Origin of the sequence: Rhodococcus sp. ACPA1 (assembly GCF_002300195.1) — a bacterium.
In the GTDB taxonomy this organism is placed as follows: domain Bacteria; phylum Actinomycetota; class Actinomycetes; order Mycobacteriales; family Mycobacteriaceae; genus Rhodococcus_F; species Rhodococcus_F opacus.
In genome coordinates this window covers 814,603-835,902 of the sequence record NZ_NSDX01000003.1, presented here as the reverse complement: position 1 = coordinate 835,902, position 21,300 = coordinate 814,603, and the positions used below count along the sequence as shown (strand labels likewise).

The window sequence follows — 21,300 nt, the reverse complement described above, 5'->3', positions numbered from 1 at the left end:
GATCAGAGCCCGCGATCGCGGAGTGACTCGGACGGCGTCACGCCGTACTTGCGACGGTAGGCGGCGGCGAATCTGCCGGTGTGCATGATTCCCCAGCGTGTCGCGACTTCGGAAACGGTTGCGCAGGAGCCGATTCCGGTGAGGTCGGCGTGAACACGCTCGAGGCGCACGTCGACGAGGTACTCCATCGGCGTCATGCCCACGTATTCGCGGAACCCCTGTTGCATGCGCCGGACGCTCACGCCGACGAGTTCGGCCATCTCCCCCGCGCTCCATGGGCGGGCCGGGTCCTGCTGGATCGCGTCGATGACTCGCTTGACGATGCGCGGCCGGATTCCCGCCGCACCTGCGTCGTCGTCCGGCATCGCGGTGAGCACGAGCGCGGTGGTCAGTGCTCCGCACAGTTGTTGCGACACCTGATCGCTGTGCAGGAGAACGCTCTCGCGCAACGCCTGGTCGGCGACGGAACGGACGAACCTCAGCCACTCGGCGCCGGCTCCGGTGCGCAGGTCGAGTTGCCGCGGCAACTCCTGCCCGGGCCGTGCGAGCACGCGGTCCATTTCGCGCTGCAGGTAATCCCGGTCCACCTTGAATCCGATGATCTCGCAGGAACTGCTCCAGTTGGTGATGACGGTGCGGGTGTCGGGCGGGCAGATGGTGGCCAGACCCGGCGTCGAGGTCACTTCCGTGCCGCCGGTAACGGAGACGATGCGGCCGGCCAGGGGGATGTTGATGCCGTACGCACCGGGATGGTCGGACTCGATCGACACGGGAGCCCCGAAACCGATCCGGGCGAGCCTGGACGCGCCCATCTGCGAGGACTCCAGCGAAGACCGCGCCGCGGTGTCCCGCGACAGCGGACGCAGCTCGTGAGGGAAGTACGCGTCCGCGACCACCTCGTGAACCTCGTCCCAGTCGGTGAAACCGGGACCTTCCAGCTGTCCTCGCATGCGTACGTCCGACCTCTCACCTCGCGCCACGACCGCGCATGGGCAACTCCCGACCTTAGCATCGCCTGTGACTCACGTCACTGCAAGTGCCGGCGACCCCCGTCCGGCGAACCCGTTTCGCGTTCCGGATCGCGCCTTCGCAATGCGGATCGACGGACTGTGATGCCCGTCATACGTTGTGCTGGTCCCCATTCGCGGGGGTTACCGCACGAATCGTGCAGAAAGGCGGTCAGGAGAAATGGACCAGCGCACTCTGCGTAACATTTTCGGCCAGTTCGCCAGTGGCGTCACCGTGATCACGTGCGCCAATGCCGCCGGCGAGCCGCACGGCGCGACCGTCACCGCCTTCACCGCCGTCTCGATCGAGCCGCGGCTGTGCCAGGTGACGTTGACCCGGAAGTCGAAGGCATGCAGCTACCTCGGCGATGCGCCGTTCGCGGTGAACATTCTGGCCGCCGATCAGCTCGACACGGCCATGCACTTTGCCGGCAAACCGCAACGGACGGAACCGGCGTGGGACTCCGCGGGCATCGCTCCCGCACTGTCCGGCAACGCGGCCACGCTCACGTGCTCACCCTGGGCGTCCTACGACGGCGGCGACCACATCATCTTCATCGGCGAGATCGTCGACGCCTCCGTCGACGCGACAAAGGACCCACTGCTGTTCTACCGCAGCACCTTCCACGATCTCGGTGCCACCTCGGGCACCACGGCGTGGAACGGCTGCCTCGACGACCCCCACAGCGGATGGTTCGACGCCGCCGCGTCGTTCACTCCGCTCCACCTGCAGCTCGCCCAGGCTGCCTCGTAATCCTGACCGAAAGGAACACCATGACCACCACCGAAGCTGCCCCCGAGAGCGCCGTCGACCGCACGAAGGTCAATGTCGCCGCCGACTGTGAAGCGAACCGGACCGCGAACTTCGCCACCCGTCCGATGACCGGTGACGAGTACATCGAGTCGCTGCGCGACGACCGCGAGATCTACCTGCACGGCGAGCGTGTCAAGGATGTCACCACGCATCCGGCGTTCCGTAACCCGATCCGGATGACCGCCCGCCTCTACGACGCGATGCACACCGGTGAGCACGTCGACACCCTGACCACACCGACGGACACCGGCAGCGGGGGTGTGACGATGCCGTTCTTCCGGGCGCCCAAGAACTCCGACGACCTGCTGAAGGATCGTGACGCGATCGCCACCTGGGCGCGGATGACGTACGGCTGGATGGGCCGCAGCCCCGACTACAAGGCGTCGTTCCTCGGCACCCTGCACGCGAACAAGGAACTGTATTCGCCGTTCCAGGACAACGCCGAACGCTGGTACAAGGAATCGCAGGAGAAGGTCCTGTACTGGAACCACGCGATCATCAACCCGCCGGTGGACCGGCAGCTCCCGCCCGACGAGGTCGGCGACGTGTTCATGAAGGTGGAGAAGGAGACCGACGCCGGCCTGATCGTCTCCGGCGCCAAGGTGGTGGCCACCGGCTCGGCGATCACCAACTACAACTTCATCGCCCACTACGGTCTGCCGATCAAGAAGAAGCAATTCGCCCTGATCTGCACCGTCCCGATGGACGCGCCGGGGGTGAAGCTGATCTGCCGCACCTCCTACACCCAGCAGGCCGCGGTGATGGGCTCCCCGTTCGACTACCCGCTCTCGTCGCGGATGGACGAGAACGACACCATCTTCGTCTTCGACAAGGTGCTGGTGCCGTGGGAGAACGTGTTCATGTACGGCGACGTGGACAAGATCAACGCGTTCTTCCCGCAGTCCGGGTTCCTGCCCCGCTTCACCCTGCAGGGTTGCACCCGCCTGGCGGTGAAACTGGACTTCATCGCCGGGCTGCTGATGAAGGCCCTCGACGCCACCGGGGCGGGCGGGTTCCGTGGGGTGCAGACCCGCGTCGGTGAGGTCATCGGCTGGCGGAACCTGTTCTGGTCGTTGACCGAATCGATGGTCCGCGACCCGGAACCGTGGGTGGGCGACACCGTCATCCCGAAGCTCGAGTACGGGCTGACGTACCGGATGTTCATGCAGCAGGGCTACCCGCGGATCAAGGAGATCATCGAACAGGACGTCGCGTCCGGGCTGATCTACCTGCCGTCCTCGGCCGCCGACTTCAAGAGCCCCGACGTCCGCCCGTACCTGGACAAGTACGTCCGCGGCTCGGAGGGCATGACCGCGGTCGAACGCGTCAAGATCATGAAGGCGCTGTGGGATTCGATCGGCAGCGAATTCGGTGGCCGCCACGAGTTGTACGAGCGGAACTACGCCGGCAACCACGAGGGCGTGAAGGCGGAACTGCTGATGTTCGCCGAGAACCGGGGAACGGTCAGCTCCATGAAGGGTCTGGCCGAGCAGTGCCTGGCCGAGTACGACCTCGACGGGTGGACGGTGCCGGACCTGATCGGCAACGACGACGTGTCCTACTTCGGCCGCAGCTAGCCCCGCAGACCAGGAGAAACCATGACCACCATCGACAGCCCCACCGCGGTCGGCTCCGGCAACGCCGCCACCGACAAGTTCAAGGGCGCCCGATTCACCGCCGACACCTCCCCCGAACGCCTGTCCGCGATCGCCACCGAGGCGCTCGCCGGGCTGAGCGCCCTGATCCACAAGCACGCAGTCACCTACCCGGAGTACCGGGTCCTCAAGCAGTGGCTCATCGATGTCGGGGAGGGCGGCGAGTGGCCGCTGCTGCTCGACGTGTTCGTCGAGCACGACATCGAGGAGGTGAACTCCACCAGGTTCCGGGGCACCAAGGGCAGCATCGAGGGACCGTACTACGTGCCTGGGGCACCGGAACTGCCCGCGCGGTGCACCCTGCCGATGCGCGACGAGGACCGGGCCCACCCCGCGCTTGTCCTCCGCGGCCGGGTGACCGACCTCGACGGGGCCGGCCTCGGCGGCGCCACCATCGAGTTGTGGCACGCCGACGACGCGGGCTACTACTCGCAGTTCGCGCCGCACCTACCGGAATGGAACCTGCGCGGCACCATCGTCACCGACCCGGAGGGGCGGTACGAGATCACCACCATCGAGCCTGCCCCGTACCAGATCCCGACCGACGGCCCGACCGGTCAGTTCATCGAGGGGGCCGGCTGGCACCCGTGGCGGCCGGCGCACCTGCACCTGCGGGTGACGTCCCCGGGCAAGCAGCCGATCATCACCCAACTGTACTTCGCCGGCGGAGACTGGATCGACGACGACGTCGCCACCGCAACGAAACCCGAACTCCTCCTCGATCCGCAACTCGACGACGCCGGGCGTAAGGTTGTCAGCTACGACTTCGCGCTCGATCCCGCCGCGGACTGAGACACCCACCATCCCCCGGGCGACGCGAAAGATCGTGTCGCCCGGGGGATCGACGTTTGTGGAGGAATCATCATGCCGAGCACATCACCGGCGCGGACAACGGAATTCGTGCACACCGCGACGGCCGTGATCGAGGTCGTCGTCGAGGGCAGCGGTCCGTCGGTCATCCTGCTCCCTTCGCTCGGACGCGAGTCGTACGACTACGACGACGTCGCGAGTGGACTCGCGCAGAACGGGTTCCGGGTCTCCCGACCACAGCCGCGCGGCATCGGCCGGAGCACGGGACCACTGGAGAACATCACGTTGCACGACCTGGCCGCAGATATCGGAGCGGTGATCGAGGCGCAGGACAACGGTGCGGCCGTCGTGGTCGGTCATGCCTTCGGGCACTACGTGGCACGAATGCTCGCCGCCGAGCGGCCCGGCCTGGTGCGCGGCGTCGTCGTTGCTGCGGCGGGTGCCCGCAACTACCCGGCCGCACTGACGGCGCTGGCAGTCAAATGCTCCGATTCGTCACTGCCCGAGGAAGAGCGGATCGGCTACCTGCAGATCGGATTCTTCGCCCCCGGCAACGATCCGAGGGAGTGGCTCACCGGTTGGTATCCGGAGGTGTCGAAGCGGCAGCTCGCCGCCTCGTCCGCCACACCCAAGGAGGAGTGGTGGGATGTCGCGCACCAGCCGATCCTGGACCTGCAGTCCGCTCTCGACCCGTTCCGTCCGCGTGAGACGGAGAACGAATTGCGGGATCGGTTCGGCGAGTTGGTCACCGTGACCGTCGTCCCGAATGCGAGCCATGCGCTCATGCCGGAAGCGCCCGCACAGGTTGTGCGGGCGCTCACCGACTGGATTCGGGCTCTCGACAGCTGAGCTGTCAGGCCCTTTCGAAGATCGCGGTCAGTCCCTGGCCACCGCCGATGCACATCGTCTCGAGGCCGTAACGGACTCCGCGACGGTCCATCTCGCGCAGCAGTGTGGTGAGGATCCGGACTCCCGTGGCGCCGACGGGGTGCCCGAGCGAGATTCCCGAGCCGTTGACATTGGTGCGGTCGAAATCCTGTGCACCGAAGTTCCATTCGCGCGTGACAGCCAGCGCCTGTGCCGCAAAGGCCTCGTTCAGTTCGATGAGGTCGATATCGGCGAGCGTCAGCCCGGCGCGTTTCAGGGCCCGTTCGGTGGACGGCACCGGTCCGATACCCATCTCGGACGGCTCCACCCCCGCGACCGCCCAGGTGACCAGGCGTGCGAGGGGCCGGAGCCCCAGACGCTCCGCCTGCGCCCGGGTGGTGACGAGGCATGCTGCCGCACCGTCGTTCTGTCCGCTGGCGTTGCCGGCGGTGACGGTCGCGTCGGGGTCGGTGCCGCCCATGATGGGCCGCAACCGAGCGAGCGACTCGATCGTCGTGTCGGCACGGGGGTGCTCGTCCCGATCGACGACCTGCGGATCACCCTTCCGAACAGGAACTTCCACCGGCACGATCTCCTCGGCGAACTTGCCCGAGTCGATCGCGGCGACCGCCCGCTGGTGGGAACTCACCGCGAGCTCGTCCTGCTCGAGGCGGCTGATGCCGTACGTGCGGCGCAGGTTCTCCGCCGTCTCGAGCATGCCGCCCGGCACCGGATAATTGCGTCCGCCTGCGGTGACACGACCGCGGGCGAGCCTGTCGTGGAGTGCTGCCGGTGCACCGTTGGCTCCCCAGCGCATCGATTCGGTGTAGTACTCGGCGCGGCTCATCGATTCCACGCCGCCGGCGATCACCAGTTCGGCGATCCCCGTCTGCACCCGCATCGCCGCGTCGAGCACGGCCTGCAGACCGGATCCGCAACGACGGTCGAGTTGCTGACCGGGAACCGTCACCGGCATTCCCGCGTCCAGGGCCACGACGCGGCCGATGGCAGGCGCCTCACCGTTCGGGTAGCACTGACCGAAGATCACGTCGTCGACGCGGCCCGGATCCACCGTCGTCCGCGCGAGCAGTTCGGACACCACCCGAGCGCCGAGGTCTGCGGCGGGTACGTCCTTGAACTGACCGCCGTATCGGCCGACGGGGGTGCGCAGGGGCTCGCAGACGACGACGTCGTCCGCCTGGGCATTCGTATTTTCAGGCACTGCGGAAATCCCTTTCGTGATCGGTCCAGCGCTGCGCCCATTCACGCAGTTCGACCGCTCGGATCTTGGCTCCGTTGCCGCCCACGGTGGTCGGCATTTCCTCGATCACGTGCACCGCGGCCGGAACCTTGAACGCCGCCAGAGACTCTGCGCACCAGGCCTTGAGCTCGGCGGCGCCGGCCGACGCACCGTCGGTAGGGACGACGAACGCCACGGCCTCCGTGTATCCGCCGGTGCCGGTGACGCCCACGACCTTCGTCAGGTGGACGGCGTCGTGATCGGCCAACCGGTGCTCGATCTCCGCGGGGTCCACCAGGAACCCGCGTAGCCGAAGCACGTCCCCCATTCGGCATACATACGTATAGCCTCCGTCGCCGGTCGCGACGGCCAGGTCGCCGCTGCGGAACCACCCGTCCCTCGTGAACGCCCGTGCGGCCGCATCCGGATTGCCGAGATAGGCGTCGACGACGTTCGGTCCGCGCACCTGGAGCTCACCCTGCTCACCCTCCGGAAGGACGGAGTCGTCGAGCGGGTCGACGATGCGAACCTCGATGCCGGGTTCGACCGGACGCCCACCGCCGTTCCAGCGCAGGGATTCCGGGTCCGCGGCATTCCACAGCAGCATCAGGGCGAATACCTCGGACGACCCGAAGACGCCCGTGGTGACGGCGCCGAATTCGTCACGCACCCACGCCGCCACCTCGTGCGACCGGCCGAGGAAGTCGGCGATCCCGAGGCGCTTCAACGACGACAGGTCGACACGGTCACCCCCCTGCCACGTGTCGTGGAGCCGGGTGAAGAGATCGTCGCCGCCGACCACGTGCGTGACCTTCAGCGACTCCATCCGGGCCAGCGTGACCGCGGCGTCGAAGACGGGTTCCATCAGCAGCGTTCCACCGCCCGCGAGAGTGGCCAGAGCAGTGGAGTATCCGAACACCCCAGACACCGGCAGCACGCACAGGGTGACGTCTCCCGGTTCGACGGCGAGGACGACGGCGTCGGCTCGCGCGTGCCGGACCACCGCCGATTCGCGATGGGCTGCGAGTTTGGGAACACCGGTGGATCCGGACGTCGTGAACGCGACTGCGAGCACGTCGTCCGGGGCAGCCCGCTCGCCCGCCGCGGTGATGGTCGCCGTGTCGGGTGTATCCGGCACCTGGACGGTGCCGGTGTCCGCGCTGCCCGCTGTCCAGGCACCGCCGCCGAGGTCGAATCGCGCCGGATCGGGAGCGGCGCTCGCCGTTCGAGGTCCGCACACGACGGCGACTGCCGGTGCCGGGAGGTCGAGGGAGTGCTGTGCCTCTTCGAGTCGGCCGAACAGGTCGAGACCGTGGAAGTGGTCGGCCACGGCCACCACCGCAGGTCGCGCCGAGGTGAGGATGTGTGCGATCTCGTGCGTGTTGTAGCGGGTGTTGACGCCGATGACGTGTGCACCCACAGCGGACGCGGCGAGTTGCCACACGATCGCGTCCGACCAGTTCGGCAGCAGGACGGCCACACACTGGCCGCGCCGGACGCCGACGCGCATGAGTTCCGACTTCAGGGCGTCGACGCGGGCTTGCAGTTCGGTGCGGCTGGTGACGATCGGCTCGCCGTCGACGACGTCGAGGGTTGCGGCGGCACCCGGGTCGGCGGTCACGAGTTCGTCGAGCAGCGAGGCGAGTGTGTCACGACGTGTCGCCGTATCGTGCGCCGTCACGAGAGCACCACCGCCGCACGCAGTTCGGTTAACCACTCGTCCGCCACCGAGGCGAAGTCGTCGATCTCCTCCATGGGGTAGTGGCCGATGCCCTCGAGCAGGGTGAACGACGCAAGTCCGGGACGGGCGGCGTCGAGCGCCGACACGGTCTGCTCGACACGTCCGGCGTCGATCCACGGGTCCTGCGCGCCGGCGACGAGCCTGAGAGGACAGGTGATCTCGGCGATCCGGTCGCGCACGTCGTGCGTCCCCCAGCCGATCAGGTCGGACGACGAAATCTCCGGGTCCTCACGCTTGTGCATCGTGGCGATCAGGTGCGCCTTCGCCTCGGGCACGGCATGTCCGACGGAGGCGAGCGTGCCCAGGTAGGTGCGGTCGGCACGGCTGGGCCCGGCGACGTCCTCGAGTTCGCGGCGCAGCCCTCCCACGTTGACGCGGCCGGGACCGGCCTCCGCTGCCATCGCAATCGCTCCGGCCAGCGGCCTCGACGACCGTGTGGCGAGTTCGAGTGTCAGTTTGCCTCCGATGGAACACCCGACGACGAAGGGGCGTTCGACGGCGAGCGCATCGAGGACCTTCCCGAGCCAGTCTCCGAAGGCGACGATGCTGGTGACGGGACCGTCGACCGCGGGCTCGGAACGTCCGTGCCCCGGAAGGTCGGGGACGATCACCCGGTAGCCCCGGCCTGCCAGTTCGGACGCGACCTGCCGCCACTGGACTCCGCTCTGGCCTGCGGTGTGCAGGCACAGAACGGTGGGCACGTCGGTGTCCGGGTGATTGTCGGGGGTGATGATCTCGACGAAGCCGAGCGCTCCGTCGATCTCCAGGTATCGGGCCTCGATCATGGCCGGGCCTCCCTTCCGCACGTGAGTGGCAAAGTGTGCCCCGACACGCTTTGCCACTCACGTGCGGCGCTGCGGGCGTGGGCGATGATGATGTCGAGTGGTTTTGTGAGGCGCAGGTACTCGTACCCGTCACCGCTGGAGGAGAATTCACCACTGATGGCGCGGCGCATGAACTCGTTCCGTTCGGCGAACACCAGGTCGACCCAGGTGACGGCCGGAGCGATGAGCGTGAACGTGGCCCCACCCGGGACGCGGCGGGCGACGTCGATGATCGTTCCGCGGTAGATCCGCAGCTGCAGTTCGCGGGCCCGGCCCGAGGAGTCGGTGCAACGCAGGCCCACGGTGCCGTCCCACGTCGACAGTGAGGACGCGAAGGCTGTATCGGTGGAGAGGGATTCGCGGAGACGCTCTCCCCAGGCCGGTGTGCAGAAGTCGACAGCGGGATCGAATCGAACGTCGGACGGTTCGGGCGAACGCCACGTCTCGATTCCCTCCTCGCGAATCGACCCGGCCTCGTCGACGAGCCGCACGTGGCGATCGAACACGGCTCCGGTCTCGGACTGTTCGATGCGCGTGACGACGGACTCGGCGTGGACGACGACGTCGTCCGCCACCGCGGACTGCGAATTCCATTGCAGCCCCGTCCGGGTGGCACCGGACGTGGCCGGAGCGAGCACTCCCGCCACGGCGATTCCCGTCAACGACGCCTCCGGCAGTGACAGTCCGAGTTCGGAGACGCGCCGGGCGTCGCTCACGCTGCGATCGCCGACCGCAAAGCACCGGTGCTTCGTGAGTGTGCTCATTCGCCCGCCCTTCCCAGGAGTTCGTCGGAGATGATCCGCATCTGGATCTCGCTGGTGCCCTCGAAGATCTTCGTCAACCGCGCATCACGCCAATGCCGCTCCACCTGGAAGTCGGTGGTGTACCCGGCGCCGCCGTGAATCTGCACCGCCTCACTGGTCACCCGCTCGGCCATCTCCGTCGCCACCAGCTTGCACATCGACGCCTCCAGCGAACACCGCCGGCCGGTGTCGATATCGGTGGCCACCGAATACATCAACTGCCGGGCCGCCTCGATGTCGGCGGCCATCGCCGCGACCTTGAACCGCAGATGCTGAAAATCGGCCAACTCGTGCCCGAACTGCCGGCGGGTGTGCAGATACGCGATCGAATCCTCCAACGCCCCCCGCGCCAGACCGATCGCCCGGGCCGCGGTATGCGCCCGCCCCACCTCCAGACCGGACACCGCCAGGTAGAAACCCTTGCCCTCCGCACCGAGCATGGCCGTGGCCGGCACCCGGAAATTGTCGAACGACAGCTCCCACGTGCTCCACCCGAAATACCCGATCTTGCGGATCTTCGTCCCACTGATCCCCTCGGGGAACCCGCCGCGCTGCTTGTCGATCAGGAACGCGCTGATCCCCCGGTGCGGCTTCGCCGGATCCTTGTTCGGGTCGGTGCGCGCGAACAACACCAGGTAGTCGGCCTCGTCGGCGTACGTACACCACATCTTGGTGCCGCTGATCACCCACTCGTCACCGTCGCGGGTCGCACGGCAGGAAATGTTCGCCACATCGGAGCCGGCCTCGGCCTCCGACAGGGCATACGCGCCGAGGTACTCACCGCGGGCGACCTTCGGCAGCAACGCCGCCTCCTGCTCCGGGGTGAACCCGCCGCCCATCCCGTTGCCGCGGGCCAGCAGCCCGGACACGCTCATCCACGCCCGCGACAGCTCCTCGGCGACCAGGCAGTACTCGAACACGCCGAGACCGAGACCGCCGTGCTCCTCGGGGATCATGATCCCGAAGAACCCGACCTCGGCCATCGCCTTCTTCACCGTGTCCGGGATGGCGCCCTGCACCGGGTCGAGTTCGTTGGCGACCGGGAGCACCTGCTTCATCGCGAACTCGCGAGCCAGGTCGCGGATCGCCACCCGATCCTCGGTCAGATACCGCGGCGAGTCGGTACGCGGCTGTGACGGCCGGTGAGTCATGGACACTCCTCATCCACTCGAACTACGGGGCGCGTGACTCGGGGGAACTCGCGGTTCCACACCCGGATCACATTAACGCTTGTTCACCCAGTAGAGCACGGACGGGAACGCACCGTCAATGCCGAATCTCCCTGATTCAGGCGGGACGGTATCCGACCAGGTTGAGCGCATAGACGCCGTACGAGTCCGCGACCGCCTGCGCGGACAACGGTCCGTCCGGGCGGTACCAGAGCGCGATTCCCGCGCACATGGTGAGCACGGCAGTCACCGCCTGGTGAACATGGGGGACGTCGAAGTCGCCGCCGGCCACACCCGCCTCCGCTATGGTGACGAACAGGTGCTCCTGCGCGTCGCGCGAGCCCACGACCCGCTTGCGGTCCACCTCGTCGAGGTACCGCAGTTCGGTGTTCGCCACCAGGCAGGCTTGCTGGTTGCGGGCGGTGTACAGCGAATGCGCGACCACCGCGGCCGTCCACTGCTCCGCCGGTGCGGACCCTGCCCTCCGCAGGGCGGTCCGGGTGGCGGTGAACTGCTCGTCACTGGCCGACCGCAGAATCTCGACCAGGAGCTCGTCCTTGTTCTCGAAATGGTTGTACACGTTGGCGGCGCTGCAGCCAGCACGTTTGGCGATGGTGCGCATGGTCGCCGCGTGAAAGCCGGCGGTATAGAACTCCTCCAGCGCCGCGTCCAGGATCCGCTGCCGGACGGAGGGAATCACTGCACCGTTTGACCGAGTGTTCATCCCTCGGAGGGTAGGTGCCGTGCGAGGCGCGGGCAATACACCCTGCAGAAAGTGCAGCTCACCAGCCTTCACGCACGTCGAAGGGGGTGAACGGCGCACGGTGTTGACCGACGATAGCGGGTCCGTTATGGTCCAGATCACGTGAACGGTTGTTAATTGCCGATTCGCGCATTCCGCTCCTCACACCGTGGAGGTATGCCACCTTGAGCACCCTCGAAGAACGAATCCGCCACCTCGAAGACCTGGAGGCCATCCGGTACCTCGACGCGCAGTACTGCCGCCATCTCGACGACGGCAACTGGGACGCCCTGATGGATCTGTTCACCGACGACGGCGAATTCGACGGGCTGTCCCACCCGAAGGGCAAGAGCGAGATGCGGGCGTTCTTCGCCGGCCTCGCACCCGCCGGGCTCACCGCGTTCTGGCACTTCATCACCAACCTGGAGATCGACCTCGACGGCGATCGCGCCACCGTCCGCTCGTTCCTCTGGCAGCCCTGCGTATCCGACGGCAACGCCTCGATCGCCGCCGGCCGCTACACGGACGAGGCCGTCAAAGTCGACGGCCGCTGGCTGTACCGCGTCAAGCAGGTGCGCTTCCACTACTTCGGTCCGCTCACGGAGGGCTGGGACGAGAACCAGTTCGCCCTCGACTCGGCGCGACGTGCGGCGGTGAACGCGTGACAACCGAGTCCCCCACCACCGCGGCGAGCGCAGCCGTCTGGTCACCGATTCTCGCGTTGCCGGAGTTCGTCGAACTGCGGCGACGACGGCGGGCCGTCACCACCGGACTCGGCCTGATCGCGATCGTGCTGTTCTCCGGGTTTCTCGTCGGATTCGCCTTCTTCCCCGAACCCCTCGGCAACAACACGGCATTCGGCATTCCACTGTCGCTGTGGGTGGTGTTCTCCCAGTTCGCCGGCACCTGGGTGCTCGTGTACGCGTACTTCCGACTCTCCCGCACCTTCATCCAACCCGCCGCCGATGCCGCCGTCCGGGCCATCGCGCAACGTGATCAGGAGCGTGCCTCGTGACCGGCGACGCCGATTTCCTCGCCATCGGCATCTGTGCCGCCGTCATCTCGCTCACCCTGTGGGTGACGTTCGCCGCATCGCGCCGAAGCCGTAGCGCCACCGGATTCTTCGCTGCGGGACGCTCGATCACCGGCTGGCAGAACGGTTTCGCGATCGCCGGCGAATTCATTTCCGCCGGTAGCTTTCTGGGCACCACGGGCTTGATCTTCTACAAGGGCGTCGACGGCGCCGTCATTCTGTGCACGTCGGTGGTCTCCTTCCTCCCCGTCCTCTTCCTTCTCGCCGAGAAGATGCGGAACGTCGGAAAGTTCACGCTCGCCGATGTTCTGGTGTTCCGGACCGGTGCACGTCGCGTCCGGGTGGTGGTTGCGCTCAGCACCATCGTCACCGGCACGTTCGTGTTGCTCGCGCAGCTCGTGGCGGCGGGTGTCCTGCTCGAGTCCGTCTCGGGGATCCCGTTCGGCCTGTCCGTCGTGGTGGCCGGATCACTCATGGGCATCTACGTCTTCGTCGGCGGAATGCTGGCGACCACGTGGGTTCAGGTCATCAAGTCGTCCGTCCTGTCGATCTTGGCGATCGTGGTGTGCCTCGGGATCCTCGCGAAGTTCGGCTTCAGCATCCCCGGCATGCTCGGGGCGGCAACCTCGAACGCCGCGGCCGGAGATGCGATCCTCTCGCCGGGCCTGATCTTCGGGCAGACCGGTGCGATCAACCTGATCTCGTACTCCCTGGCGTTCGCGCTCGGCACGGCCGGCATGGCCCACATCCTGATTCGCTTCTTCACCGTCCCCGAGGCCGCGACGGCCCGGAAGTCGCTGGGCTGGACCGTCGCACTGTGCAGCATCTTCTATCTGATCGTCATCGTGATGGGCTTCGGCACCGCCGCGCTTCTCGGTCCCGACGGGGCGGATCGTGTCGGCGCCGGCGGCAATCTCGCGGCACCCACGCTGGTCACGGAACTCGGCGGAGGCGTCGGCACCATCGGTGGTTCGATCGCGCTGGCCATGGTGGCTGCCGTCGCGTTCGCGAGCATCGTCGCCGTCGTCGCGGGCGTCGTGATCTCGGCTGCGGGAACGTTCGCCCACGACGTGTGGCCCACCCTCATCCGCCCGAAGTCCGCCGACGCCGGCACGGAGACGGCGGATGCCCGCGAGGCGAAGGTCGCCCGGTACACGGCGGTCGCGTTCAGCGTCGCCGCGATCGGACTGACGATGGCGATCGGCGACACTACAAATATCACCTACTTCATGGGTATGGCCTTCATGGTCGCCGGCAGTGCGCACCTGCCCAGCCTGCTGCTCAGTCTCAACTGGCGGCGGTTCAACAGCACAGGCGCGGTGTGGGGCATCTCGGTCGGACTGGCATCCACCGTGGTCAGCCTCATGTTCACGGAGGCGCTCTGGCTGGGAAGTGGCCCGGCGCCGCTGACCATTCAGTTGCCGGTGATCATCACGATGCCGCTCGGTTTGGCCGCTGCCGTGATCGGCTCGCTCGCCGCCGAACGCCGTCACGGAGGTTCGGCCGATCGGGACGAGAAGTTCGCCGAGATGCTGGTGCGCGCCGAAACCGGCATCGGCGCGGAACTCGCCGAAGCGCACTAGGTTTCGCACTCGGCCGATGCCCTCTCCGTCACGGCGGGGGCATCGGCCGTGAGGCGTGTGCGGCGCGACCCTGGACAGCGCTTGTACCTATCGGTACAGTCTGTACTGAAAGGTACAAGACCCTCCCGGAGGAGCGCTCACCATGTCCGTTCGACCACCCGTCCCACCGTTCACGCGCGACACCGCGATCTCGAAGGTTCGCGCCGCCGAGGACGGCTGGAATTCCCGCAATCCCGAGAAGGTCGCGCAGGCTTACACCGAGGACAGTTGGTGGCGCAATAGGTCCACCTTTCTGCAGGGGCGCCGCGAGATCGTCGACTTCCTCGCCGGGAAGTGGGACCGCGAGCTGGAATACCGTCTGATCAAGGAGCTGTGGGCGCACGACGGGAATCGGATCGCGGTCCGGTTCGCGTACGAGTTCCACGACACCGACGGGCAGTGGTTCCGCGCGTACGGCAACGAGAACTGGCAGTTCGACGACAACGGTCTGATGCGGTGGCGTCACGCCAGCATCAACGACGTGCCGATCGACGAATCCGACCGCACATTCTTCTGGGACATGTCCGGCGTGCGGCCGTCCGATCATCCCGGGCTGAGCGATCTCGGCCTCTGACCGGCACACGAGGAGTAGTCATGCCCCGAGCAGTAGCCGAGCGCGGCGACGTCGTCCCCGTGCTGGCCGAGGTGTTCCGATCCCACGGGTTCGACGGCGCGAGCCTGGCCGTCATCACCGAGCACACCGGGCTCGGGAAAGGAAGCCTGTACAACTTCTTCCCCCGCGGCAAGGACGAGATGGCCGAGGCAGTCCTCGACGAGGTCGACGCCTGGTTCCAGACCGCCGTGTACCGGCGGCTGCGTGAGCCCGAGCCCGCCGCTATCCGTCTCGAGCGGATGTTCGACGAGGTCGAGACGTACTTCCGGTCGGGCCGCCGAATCTGCCTGTTCGGCGCGTTCGCGCTCGGCCTCGAACGTGATCGCTTCGCCCACCGGGTCCGCGCCTACTTCACCGACTGGGTCGATTCGCTCGCCGGCGCTCTCGCCGACGCCGGCCACGGCACGCAGTCACGTCCACTCGCCGAGGAGGTCGTCGCGGGAATCCAGGGCGCGCTGGTCCTCGCGCGTGCCCTGGACGACCCCGGCAGCTTCACGCGCATCCTCACCCGGCTCCGCCGCTCGGTCGAGGATCCCGCGCAGCCGCGCGCGTAGGATTCGTCACGGAATGCGGGAACTCGAGAAGTGAGGCAGCCGTGATCTTCATCGTCGTCAACTTCACCGTGAAACCGGACCACACGGACGGCTGGCTCGACCTGGTGCAGCCGTTCACCGACGCGACCCGAAACGAACCGGGCAACCTGTGGTTCTACTGGTCGCGTGCGGTGGAGGATCCGAACCTGTACGTCCTCGTCGAAGCGTTCCGTGACGACGACTCCGCCGTCGCCCACGTGCAGAGCGAGCACTTCCAGAACGCCTTGCGCGAGTTGAAACCCGCCCTCGCGCAGACACCTCGGATCATCAACACCAAGATCGACGGCACCGAGTGGTCGCTGATGGGCGAACTCGAAGTCGACTGACCCCGTCCGGCTTCACGCTGAAGTCGCGTGCACCGCGCGTTAGCCTGGAAACGTGGCTTCCGATCTCACCGAATTCGACGCAGTGATCTTCGACTTCTCCGGCACGCTGTTCCGGCTGGAGGAGGACGACAGCTGGATGGCCGACCTCACCGATCACGACGGTGAACCGTTCGACCTCCACCAGCAGGCCGAGTTGATGCGGCGCATGACGGCGCCGGTCGGCCAGACCGTCGAGATGGATGCCGCCGAGCACCACGCGTGGACCAACCGCGACCTCGACCCTCGGTTCCACCGGCAGGCGTACCTCGACGTTCTGCGCAAGTCCGGGGTCGCACACGAGGACCAGGCGGTCGGGCTGTACGAGCGGGTCATCGACCCGGGATGCTGGAGCGCATACCCCGACACCGCGGAAGTGCTTGCGTCACTGAAGGACCGTGGAATCAAGGTCGCGGTGCTGAGCAACATCGCGTTCGACATCCGGCCCGCGTTCGCGGATCTGGGAGTCGAGCATCTCGTCGATGCGTTCGTGCTGTCGTTCGAGGTGGGTGCGATCAAACCGGACCCGAAGATCTTCGAGCACGCTCTCGCCGCACTCGGTTCCGAGCCCGAACGTACTCTGATGATCGGCGACAGCGAGGAAGCCGACGGTGCGGCACGAAAGGTGGGCTGCGCGTTCGCACTCGTCGAACCCGTTCCCCTCGCAGAGCGCCCCAACGGTCTCCGAAATGCGCTCAGTGCCTTCGGCCTGTGAGTACTTATTAACCACGGGCGGTTAATAAGTACTCACGGGTGCGAAGCGCATAATCCGCGGCCGGTGACGAGAGGCAGATCGAGTGCGGTCACCAATCCGGGCTTCGCCCCGACCACCGCGTGCACCGAATTCACCAGCCGCATCGCGGTGACGATCATCCCCGACACGTTGTGGTCGCCGTTTTCGCCGTGGTGGTTGAACTCGACGGTCATCATCGGCTCGCCCGAGATGTCGATGCGGTAGCACCCGTCGCCGCGGGTCGGTTTCGGCCAGTCCGGTTTCTGTTCGGGGTGGGTGCGGGTGACGTGCTCGAGGACCACACGCGGCACCCCGTCGACCGTGCCGACGACTTCGAACCGCACCGCCGCCACCGTTCCCTTCGCGATGTGGCACGACAGAATGTCTAGATCCTCCTCGGCGGGGATGCGTTCGAACTTCTCCACCAGCGGTTCGTCGAGCGTGAGGTCCAGTCCCGCGGCGATCTGGCGGACAACGCTCCCCCACGCCAGCGACAGCACGCCCGGCTGGAACAGCATCGGCACCTCCTCGACGGGTTTGCCGAAACCGAAGATCTCACTCATCACCACCGGCTGGTAGTAGGTGGAGTAGTCGGCGATCTCGGCGCAGCGCACCTCGTCGATCCGCTGCGACAGGCTCGTCATGGCCAGCGGGAGAACGTCGTTCGCGAACCCGGGGTCGATGCCGTTCACGTGGAGGCTTGCGCCTCCCTGTTCGCCGGCGCGGCGGATGCGGTCGACGAGTTCGTCCGGGACCACACCGATCGGGTACTGCAACAGAACGGGTCCCGAGGACACGACGTTGATGCCGGCCTCGAGGAACGAGATCAGGTCCTCGATGGCGTCGAAGATACGGTCGTCCGTCATCGCGGTGTGCACGATGCAGTCCGGCTTCAGAGCGAGAAGCGCCTCCTTGTCGTCGGTCGCCGCCACGCCGAGTTCTCGGCCGAGGCCCGCCAGCTCCCCGGCGTCTTTCCCGACCTTCTCGGGGTTGGACACCCACACGCCGACCAGTTCGAGGTCGTCGCGGGCATCGATGCCTGCGATGGCGTGACGTCCGACCGTACCGGTGGACCATTCGACGACGCGGTGTCTCATGAGTTCTCTCCGAGTTCCAGCAGTAGTACCCCTCCCGAGAATGTAACAGGTTCTAGTTTGCCGGGTGGACGATTGCCGAAGAGTGCTATCGCGGTTCGGCGTCAGGGAGAATCCATACGTATGACACCCACCGACGTCTACCGCGCACCGATGCGTTCCCGTCGCGACGACGTGGACCCAGGGCTCGCGGTGCAGCGCGCGCTCGCGATGGACGTGTGTGGAATCGGCGGGTTGCTGGCCCCACCTCCCGTCGATCTGAGTGAGGCGCTCGACGCGACCGAGCGCACCTACGGTGATCCGGCCGCACGCCGGCTCGAACGCTTCACGCAGGTGCTGGACGGATCGTTCGTCTGGTCGCGTGACGCCGACGGGCTCTACCTCCTCGGCCGGATCGACGGTCCGTGGCGCTACGACTCGAGTCCGGAGGCCGCGGCTGTGGATCTGGTGCACCTCCGAGACTGCGAGTGGCTCGACGTACCCGTCGCCGAGCTCGACGTACCGCCCGCGACCGTGCAAGCCTTCGCCCGCGGTGGCCGCAACTTCCAGCGGACCCACCACCCTGACATCGCCGAGCAGACGCGGCGCGTGTGGGACCGCGGAAGGCGGTGACCGATCCGCGAGGCACAATGCGGGTGTGCCGGATCTGGAACTGCCGACGAACCTCGTGCGAGAGATGGCCGCGTACGACGCACCCGACGCGCCGCGCCGAACGTGGCTGTCCGACCTCCCCACCGTCGTCGAAACGCTGAGTCGGCAGTGGTCGCTGGACATCGGTCGCGCGTTCCAGCCGGGCGGCGTGACGTCCTGGACGGCGCCCGCACGCACCGCCGCCGGCGAACGCGTGGTGCTGAAGATCGGCTGGCGACACGACGAGGCCCTGCACGAGGCGGACGGACTCGCAGCTTGGAACGGTGACGGCGCCGTCCGACTGCTCGACCACCGCGTGCTCAACCACACCACGGCGCTGCTCCTCGAAGCCTGCGAGCCCGGCACCCCGCTGTCCGACGTCCGGCCGCCCGAGGAACAGGACGTCGTGATCGCCGGGTTGCTGCGCAGGCTGTGGATCGAACCACCCGCCGATTACCCGTTCCGCCCCCTCACCAGCATGTGCGACGTGTGGGCCGACGAGTTCGAGGAGAAACTCGCACGCGCTCCGCGCCTGGATCCGGGCCTGGCGCGGACCGGCATGGAACTGTTCCGCGAACTACCCAGGACGGCAACGCAGTCGCGGTTGCTGTGCACGGACCTTCACCCCGACAACGTGCTGTCCGCCGCGCGCGAGCCGTGGCTGGTGATCGATCCCAAACCGTATGTCGGCGATCCGACGTACGACGTGCTGCAGCACATGCTCGACCACGTCGACCGCCTCGCCGCCGACCCCGTCGGATTCTCGAACCGGATGGCCGGCCTGCTCGGACTCGACCGCGAGCGGCTACACCTGTGGCTGTTCGCACGCTGCGTGGAGGGGTCGATCGACCAGCCCCGGCTCGGGCACATCGCCGCCATGCTTCGCCCGTGAGTACTTCTTAACCGCCCGTGGTTGATAAGTACTCACGGGCGCAGCATGCAGCCGAACGACTGCCCGAACCCCGGCACGTTCGGGACGACACCGTCGACACGAAGATCCGACGGCGCATGCGGGTCGCTGTCGAGTTGCGTGATCATGGACTCGTCGCGGGTCTTCTCCCGCCACACCCGGGCGTAGTTGAGAAAGAACCGCTGACTCGGCGTGTAGCCGTCGATCTTCTCCTCCGCCGTCCCGGGGTCCGAGTCGAGTACGGCCGTCAACGCGTCGTACGACGCGTTGACGCCACCCAGATCGGCGATGTTCTCGCCGAGGGTCAGGTTGCCGTTGACGTGGATTTCGGGTCGGCCGGGGATCGGGGCGTAGGCGTCGAACTGGTCGACGAGATTCTCCGTCCTGGCCGCGAACTGTTCCCGGTCCGCGGGTGTCCACCAGTTCACGTTGTTGCCGTTGCCGTCGAATTGGCTGCCCTGGTCGTCGAACCCGTGCGTCGCCTCGTGCCCGATCACGGAGCCGATGCCGCCGAAGTTGAGGGCGTCGTCGGCGTTCGGGTCGAAGAACGGGGCCTGCAGGATCGCTGCGGGAAAGTTGATCGTGTTGTCGCTCGGGTTGTAATACGCGTTGACGGTCTGCGGAGTCATCGCCCACTCAGTCCGATCCGACGGCTTCCCGATCTTCGCCAGATCGTAGGCGTGATTGAACTTGTCAGCCGCGGCGAGATTGCCGAAATAGTCGCCCCGGGTGATCTGCAACCCGGACCAGTCGCGCCACCTGTCGGGGTACCCGATCTTGGGTACCAGCTTGGACCACTTGTCGAAAGCCTTCTGCTTGGTTTCCGGGCTCATCCAGTCCAGTTTCTCGATGCGCGCCTTCAACGCGTCGAGGACATCGTGGACGAGTTGCTGCGCACGTTCCTTCGCCGCCGGGTCGAACGCCTCCCGCACGTACAGTTCGCCCATCGCCTCCCCCATCGCGGAGTTCACGTCCGCGACGGCGGTCTTCCAGCGGGGCTTCTGCGCGGTACTGCCCGAGATCTGCTTGTCGAATTCGAACTGGTTGTCCCGAAACGGCTTCGACAGTCGGTCGGCCGAGCGGGACACCACCTGGGCGCGCAGGTAGGACTTCCACTGGTCGAGGGGAGCCCGCTGCAGGAGTTCGTTCACCCGAGCGAAGTAGGGGGTAGCGGCGAGGGAGAAGCCCGGTTCGGGCGAGACGCCCTGCGCCGCGAAGTACTGCCGCCAGTCGAAGGCCGGTGCCGTCGCGTTCGCCTCGTCGACCGTGACGAGGTGGTACTGCGTCGCGGGATCGCGTGCTTCTTCGGGCGACAGGGACGCGTCCGCCAGCGCCTTCTCGAGCTCGACGGCCTGATCCGCCTGCGCCTCGCCGGCCCCGATCAGGTCGAGTGACGTACCGAGGTAACTCCGGTAGGCGTCGAGGATCGGCGCGTACTGCGGGTCAGTGTAGTAGTCCTTGGACGGCAACGAGATTCCGGTCGGAGTGACGAATCCGATCTGCTTCGTCGCATCCTGGTAGTCGGCGCCCGCGGTGAGGCTGAACACGATCGAACCACCGTCGGCGGCGTCCTCGGTGAGGAACTTCGCGACGTCTGCAGGGGATCCGATCGCGTCGACCCGAGCCAACTCCGGTTCCAGCGGCGCGAATCCGGCAGCGTCGATCGACTTCTCGTCCATGGCCGACTCGTAGAGCGCGCCGATCTTGGACCGGTCCGAGTTCGAGTCCTCACTCCCGAAATTCTCGGCGGCACTCCGGGCGATGTCACGCTGCGTGTCCAGACTCTTGTCGCGCAGTTGGTTGAAGACGCCGTACGAGGATTCATCGTCCGGAATCGAGGTCTCCGCGAGCCACTTGCCGTTGACGAACCCGTACAGGTCGTCACAGGGGTTGATCGCGGAGTCCAGTTCGGCGGTATCGAACGCGACGTCCGTGGTGTCGGGCGACGAACAACTCGCGATGCCCATCGTCAGAGTCGCCCCTGCCGCCACAACCACCATCCACCGTCTGCGCCCGATCTGCACCAGTCTCTCTTCCG

General features: G+C 66.9%; 22 protein-coding genes. 13 read left to right on the top strand and 9 right to left on the bottom strand.

What is annotated here, in order from left to right; genetic code table 11:
• Positions 1–2 precede the first annotated feature (2 nt).
• A complete protein-coding gene (locus tag CJ177_RS14395) occupies positions 3–950 on the bottom strand; it encodes an AraC family transcriptional regulator (RefSeq protein ID WP_005251135.1) in 948 nt (315 codons plus the stop codon).
• A gap of 238 nt (positions 951–1,188) precedes the next feature.
• Between CJ177_RS14395 and CJ177_RS14390 the strand changes: the two genes are divergently transcribed.
• The 4 genes from CJ177_RS14390 (at position 1,189) to CJ177_RS14375 (ending at position 5,135) form a co-directional block, all read left to right on the top strand.
• Positions 1,189–1,761: a flavin reductase family protein gene (locus CJ177_RS14390; RefSeq protein WP_005251128.1), complete on the top strand. Its 573-nt coding sequence runs from the start codon at positions 1,189–1,191 to the stop codon at positions 1,759–1,761.
• A 20-nt stretch (positions 1,762–1,781) separates the two neighbouring features.
• Positions 1,782–3,398 carry a 4-hydroxyphenylacetate 3-hydroxylase family protein gene (locus CJ177_RS14385; protein WP_005251125.1) on the top strand — a complete coding sequence of 539 codons (1,617 nt, stop codon included), beginning with the start codon at positions 1,782–1,784 and terminating at the stop codon, positions 3,396–3,398.
• Between the two features lie 21 nt (positions 3,399–3,419).
• Positions 3,420–4,268 carry a catechol 1,2-dioxygenase gene (gene catA, locus CJ177_RS14380; protein WP_095867983.1) on the top strand — a complete coding sequence of 283 codons (849 nt, stop codon included), beginning with the start codon at positions 3,420–3,422 and terminating at the stop codon, positions 4,266–4,268.
• Positions 4,269–4,340: 72 nt separating this feature from the next.
• Positions 4,341–5,135, top strand: coding sequence for an alpha/beta fold hydrolase (locus tag CJ177_RS14375; RefSeq protein WP_061041248.1), 795 nt, complete (start codon positions 4,341–4,343; stop codon positions 5,133–5,135).
• Between the two features lie 4 nt (positions 5,136–5,139).
• On the opposite strand, the gene CJ177_RS14370 is transcribed toward CJ177_RS14375, so the two are convergent.
• From CJ177_RS14370 to CJ177_RS14345, 6 genes are all read right to left on the bottom strand, one after another.
• A complete protein-coding gene (locus tag CJ177_RS14370) occupies positions 5,140–6,375 on the bottom strand; it encodes an acetyl-CoA C-acetyltransferase (protein ID WP_095867982.1) in 1,236 nt (411 codons plus the stop codon).
• Positions 6,368–8,074: an AMP-binding protein gene (locus tag CJ177_RS14365; protein ID WP_095867981.1), complete on the bottom strand. Its 1,707-nt coding sequence runs from the start codon at positions 8,072–8,074 to the stop codon at positions 6,368–6,370. The genes CJ177_RS14370 and CJ177_RS14365 overlap by 8 nt, the downstream gene beginning before the upstream one ends.
• Positions 8,071–8,919, bottom strand: coding sequence for an alpha/beta fold hydrolase (locus CJ177_RS14360; RefSeq protein WP_095867980.1), 849 nt, complete (start codon positions 8,917–8,919; stop codon positions 8,071–8,073). The genes CJ177_RS14365 and CJ177_RS14360 overlap by 4 nt, the downstream gene beginning before the upstream one ends.
• Entirely contained in the window at positions 8,916–9,722 is an 807-nt protein-coding gene (locus CJ177_RS14355) for a hypothetical protein (protein ID WP_061697416.1), read from the bottom strand. Before CJ177_RS14355 ends, CJ177_RS14360 begins: the two co-directional genes overlap by 4 nt.
• Positions 9,719–10,912 (bottom strand): acyl-CoA dehydrogenase family protein, encoded by a 1,194-nt coding sequence (locus tag CJ177_RS14350; RefSeq protein ID WP_061697415.1) that lies wholly within the window; start codon positions 10,910–10,912, stop codon positions 9,719–9,721. The genes CJ177_RS14355 and CJ177_RS14350 overlap by 4 nt, the downstream gene beginning before the upstream one ends.
• 136 nt (positions 10,913–11,048) lie before the next feature.
• A complete protein-coding gene (locus tag CJ177_RS14345; RefSeq protein ID WP_095867979.1) occupies positions 11,049–11,654 on the bottom strand; it encodes a TetR/AcrR family transcriptional regulator in 606 nt (201 codons plus the stop codon).
• Positions 11,655–11,857: 203 nt separating this feature from the next.
• Here CJ177_RS14345 and CJ177_RS14340 point away from each other — a divergent pair, with 203 nt between their 5' ends.
• The 7 genes from CJ177_RS14340 (at position 11,858) to CJ177_RS14310 (ending at position 16,610) form a co-directional block, all read left to right on the top strand.
• A complete protein-coding gene (locus tag CJ177_RS14340; RefSeq protein WP_061697413.1) occupies positions 11,858–12,337 on the top strand; it encodes a nuclear transport factor 2 family protein in 480 nt (159 codons plus the stop codon).
• The gene (locus CJ177_RS14335; RefSeq protein ID WP_061697412.1) at positions 12,334–12,687 is read left to right on the top strand and encodes a DUF485 domain-containing protein; all 354 of its coding nucleotides are present in this window, start codon (positions 12,334–12,336) and stop codon (positions 12,685–12,687) included. Before CJ177_RS14340 ends, CJ177_RS14335 begins: the two co-directional genes overlap by 4 nt.
• Positions 12,684–14,288 (top strand): cation acetate symporter, encoded by a 1,605-nt coding sequence (locus CJ177_RS14330; RefSeq protein ID WP_095867978.1) that lies wholly within the window; start codon positions 12,684–12,686, stop codon positions 14,286–14,288. Before CJ177_RS14335 ends, CJ177_RS14330 begins: the two co-directional genes overlap by 4 nt.
• A gap of 142 nt (positions 14,289–14,430) precedes the next feature.
• Positions 14,431–14,901: a nuclear transport factor 2 family protein gene (locus tag CJ177_RS14325; RefSeq protein ID WP_005251099.1), complete on the top strand. Its 471-nt coding sequence runs from the start codon at positions 14,431–14,433 to the stop codon at positions 14,899–14,901.
• Between the two features lie 20 nt (positions 14,902–14,921).
• Positions 14,922–15,494 (top strand): TetR/AcrR family transcriptional regulator, encoded by a 573-nt coding sequence (locus CJ177_RS14320; protein ID WP_095867977.1) that lies wholly within the window; start codon positions 14,922–14,924, stop codon positions 15,492–15,494.
• A 41-nt stretch (positions 15,495–15,535) separates the two neighbouring features.
• On the top strand, positions 15,536–15,859 hold the full coding sequence (locus CJ177_RS14315) for a putative quinol monooxygenase (RefSeq protein ID WP_095867976.1): 324 nt from the start codon (positions 15,536–15,538) through the stop codon (positions 15,857–15,859).
• 52 nt (positions 15,860–15,911) lie between these two features.
• Complete coding sequence (locus tag CJ177_RS14310) at positions 15,912–16,610, top strand: HAD family hydrolase (protein ID WP_061697410.1); 699 nt, start codon at positions 15,912–15,914, stop codon at positions 16,608–16,610.
• 32 nt (positions 16,611–16,642) lie between these two features.
• Here the strand turns inward: CJ177_RS14310 and CJ177_RS14305 are convergent, their stop codons facing one another.
• On the bottom strand, positions 16,643–17,725 hold the full coding sequence (locus CJ177_RS14305; RefSeq protein ID WP_095867975.1) for a diacylglycerol kinase: 1,083 nt from the start codon (positions 17,723–17,725) through the stop codon (positions 16,643–16,645).
• A 120-nt stretch (positions 17,726–17,845) separates the two neighbouring features.
• On the opposite strand from CJ177_RS14305, the gene CJ177_RS14300 reads away from it, so the two are divergent.
• Together CJ177_RS14300 and CJ177_RS14295 are read left to right on the top strand one after the other, a co-directional pair.
• On the top strand, positions 17,846–18,334 hold the full coding sequence (locus CJ177_RS14300; protein ID WP_095867974.1) for a GAF domain-containing protein: 489 nt from the start codon (positions 17,846–17,848) through the stop codon (positions 18,332–18,334).
• Between the two features lie 25 nt (positions 18,335–18,359).
• Complete coding sequence (locus CJ177_RS14295; protein ID WP_179443224.1) at positions 18,360–19,244, top strand: aminoglycoside phosphotransferase family protein; 885 nt, start codon at positions 18,360–18,362, stop codon at positions 19,242–19,244.
• A gap of 32 nt (positions 19,245–19,276) precedes the next feature.
• Here CJ177_RS14295 and CJ177_RS14290 read toward each other — a convergent pair whose 3' ends face one another.
• A complete protein-coding gene (locus tag CJ177_RS14290) occupies positions 19,277–21,262 on the bottom strand; it encodes a M13 family metallopeptidase (protein WP_373560051.1) in 1,986 nt (661 codons plus the stop codon).
• Between the last annotated feature and the right edge of the window lie 38 nt (positions 21,263–21,300).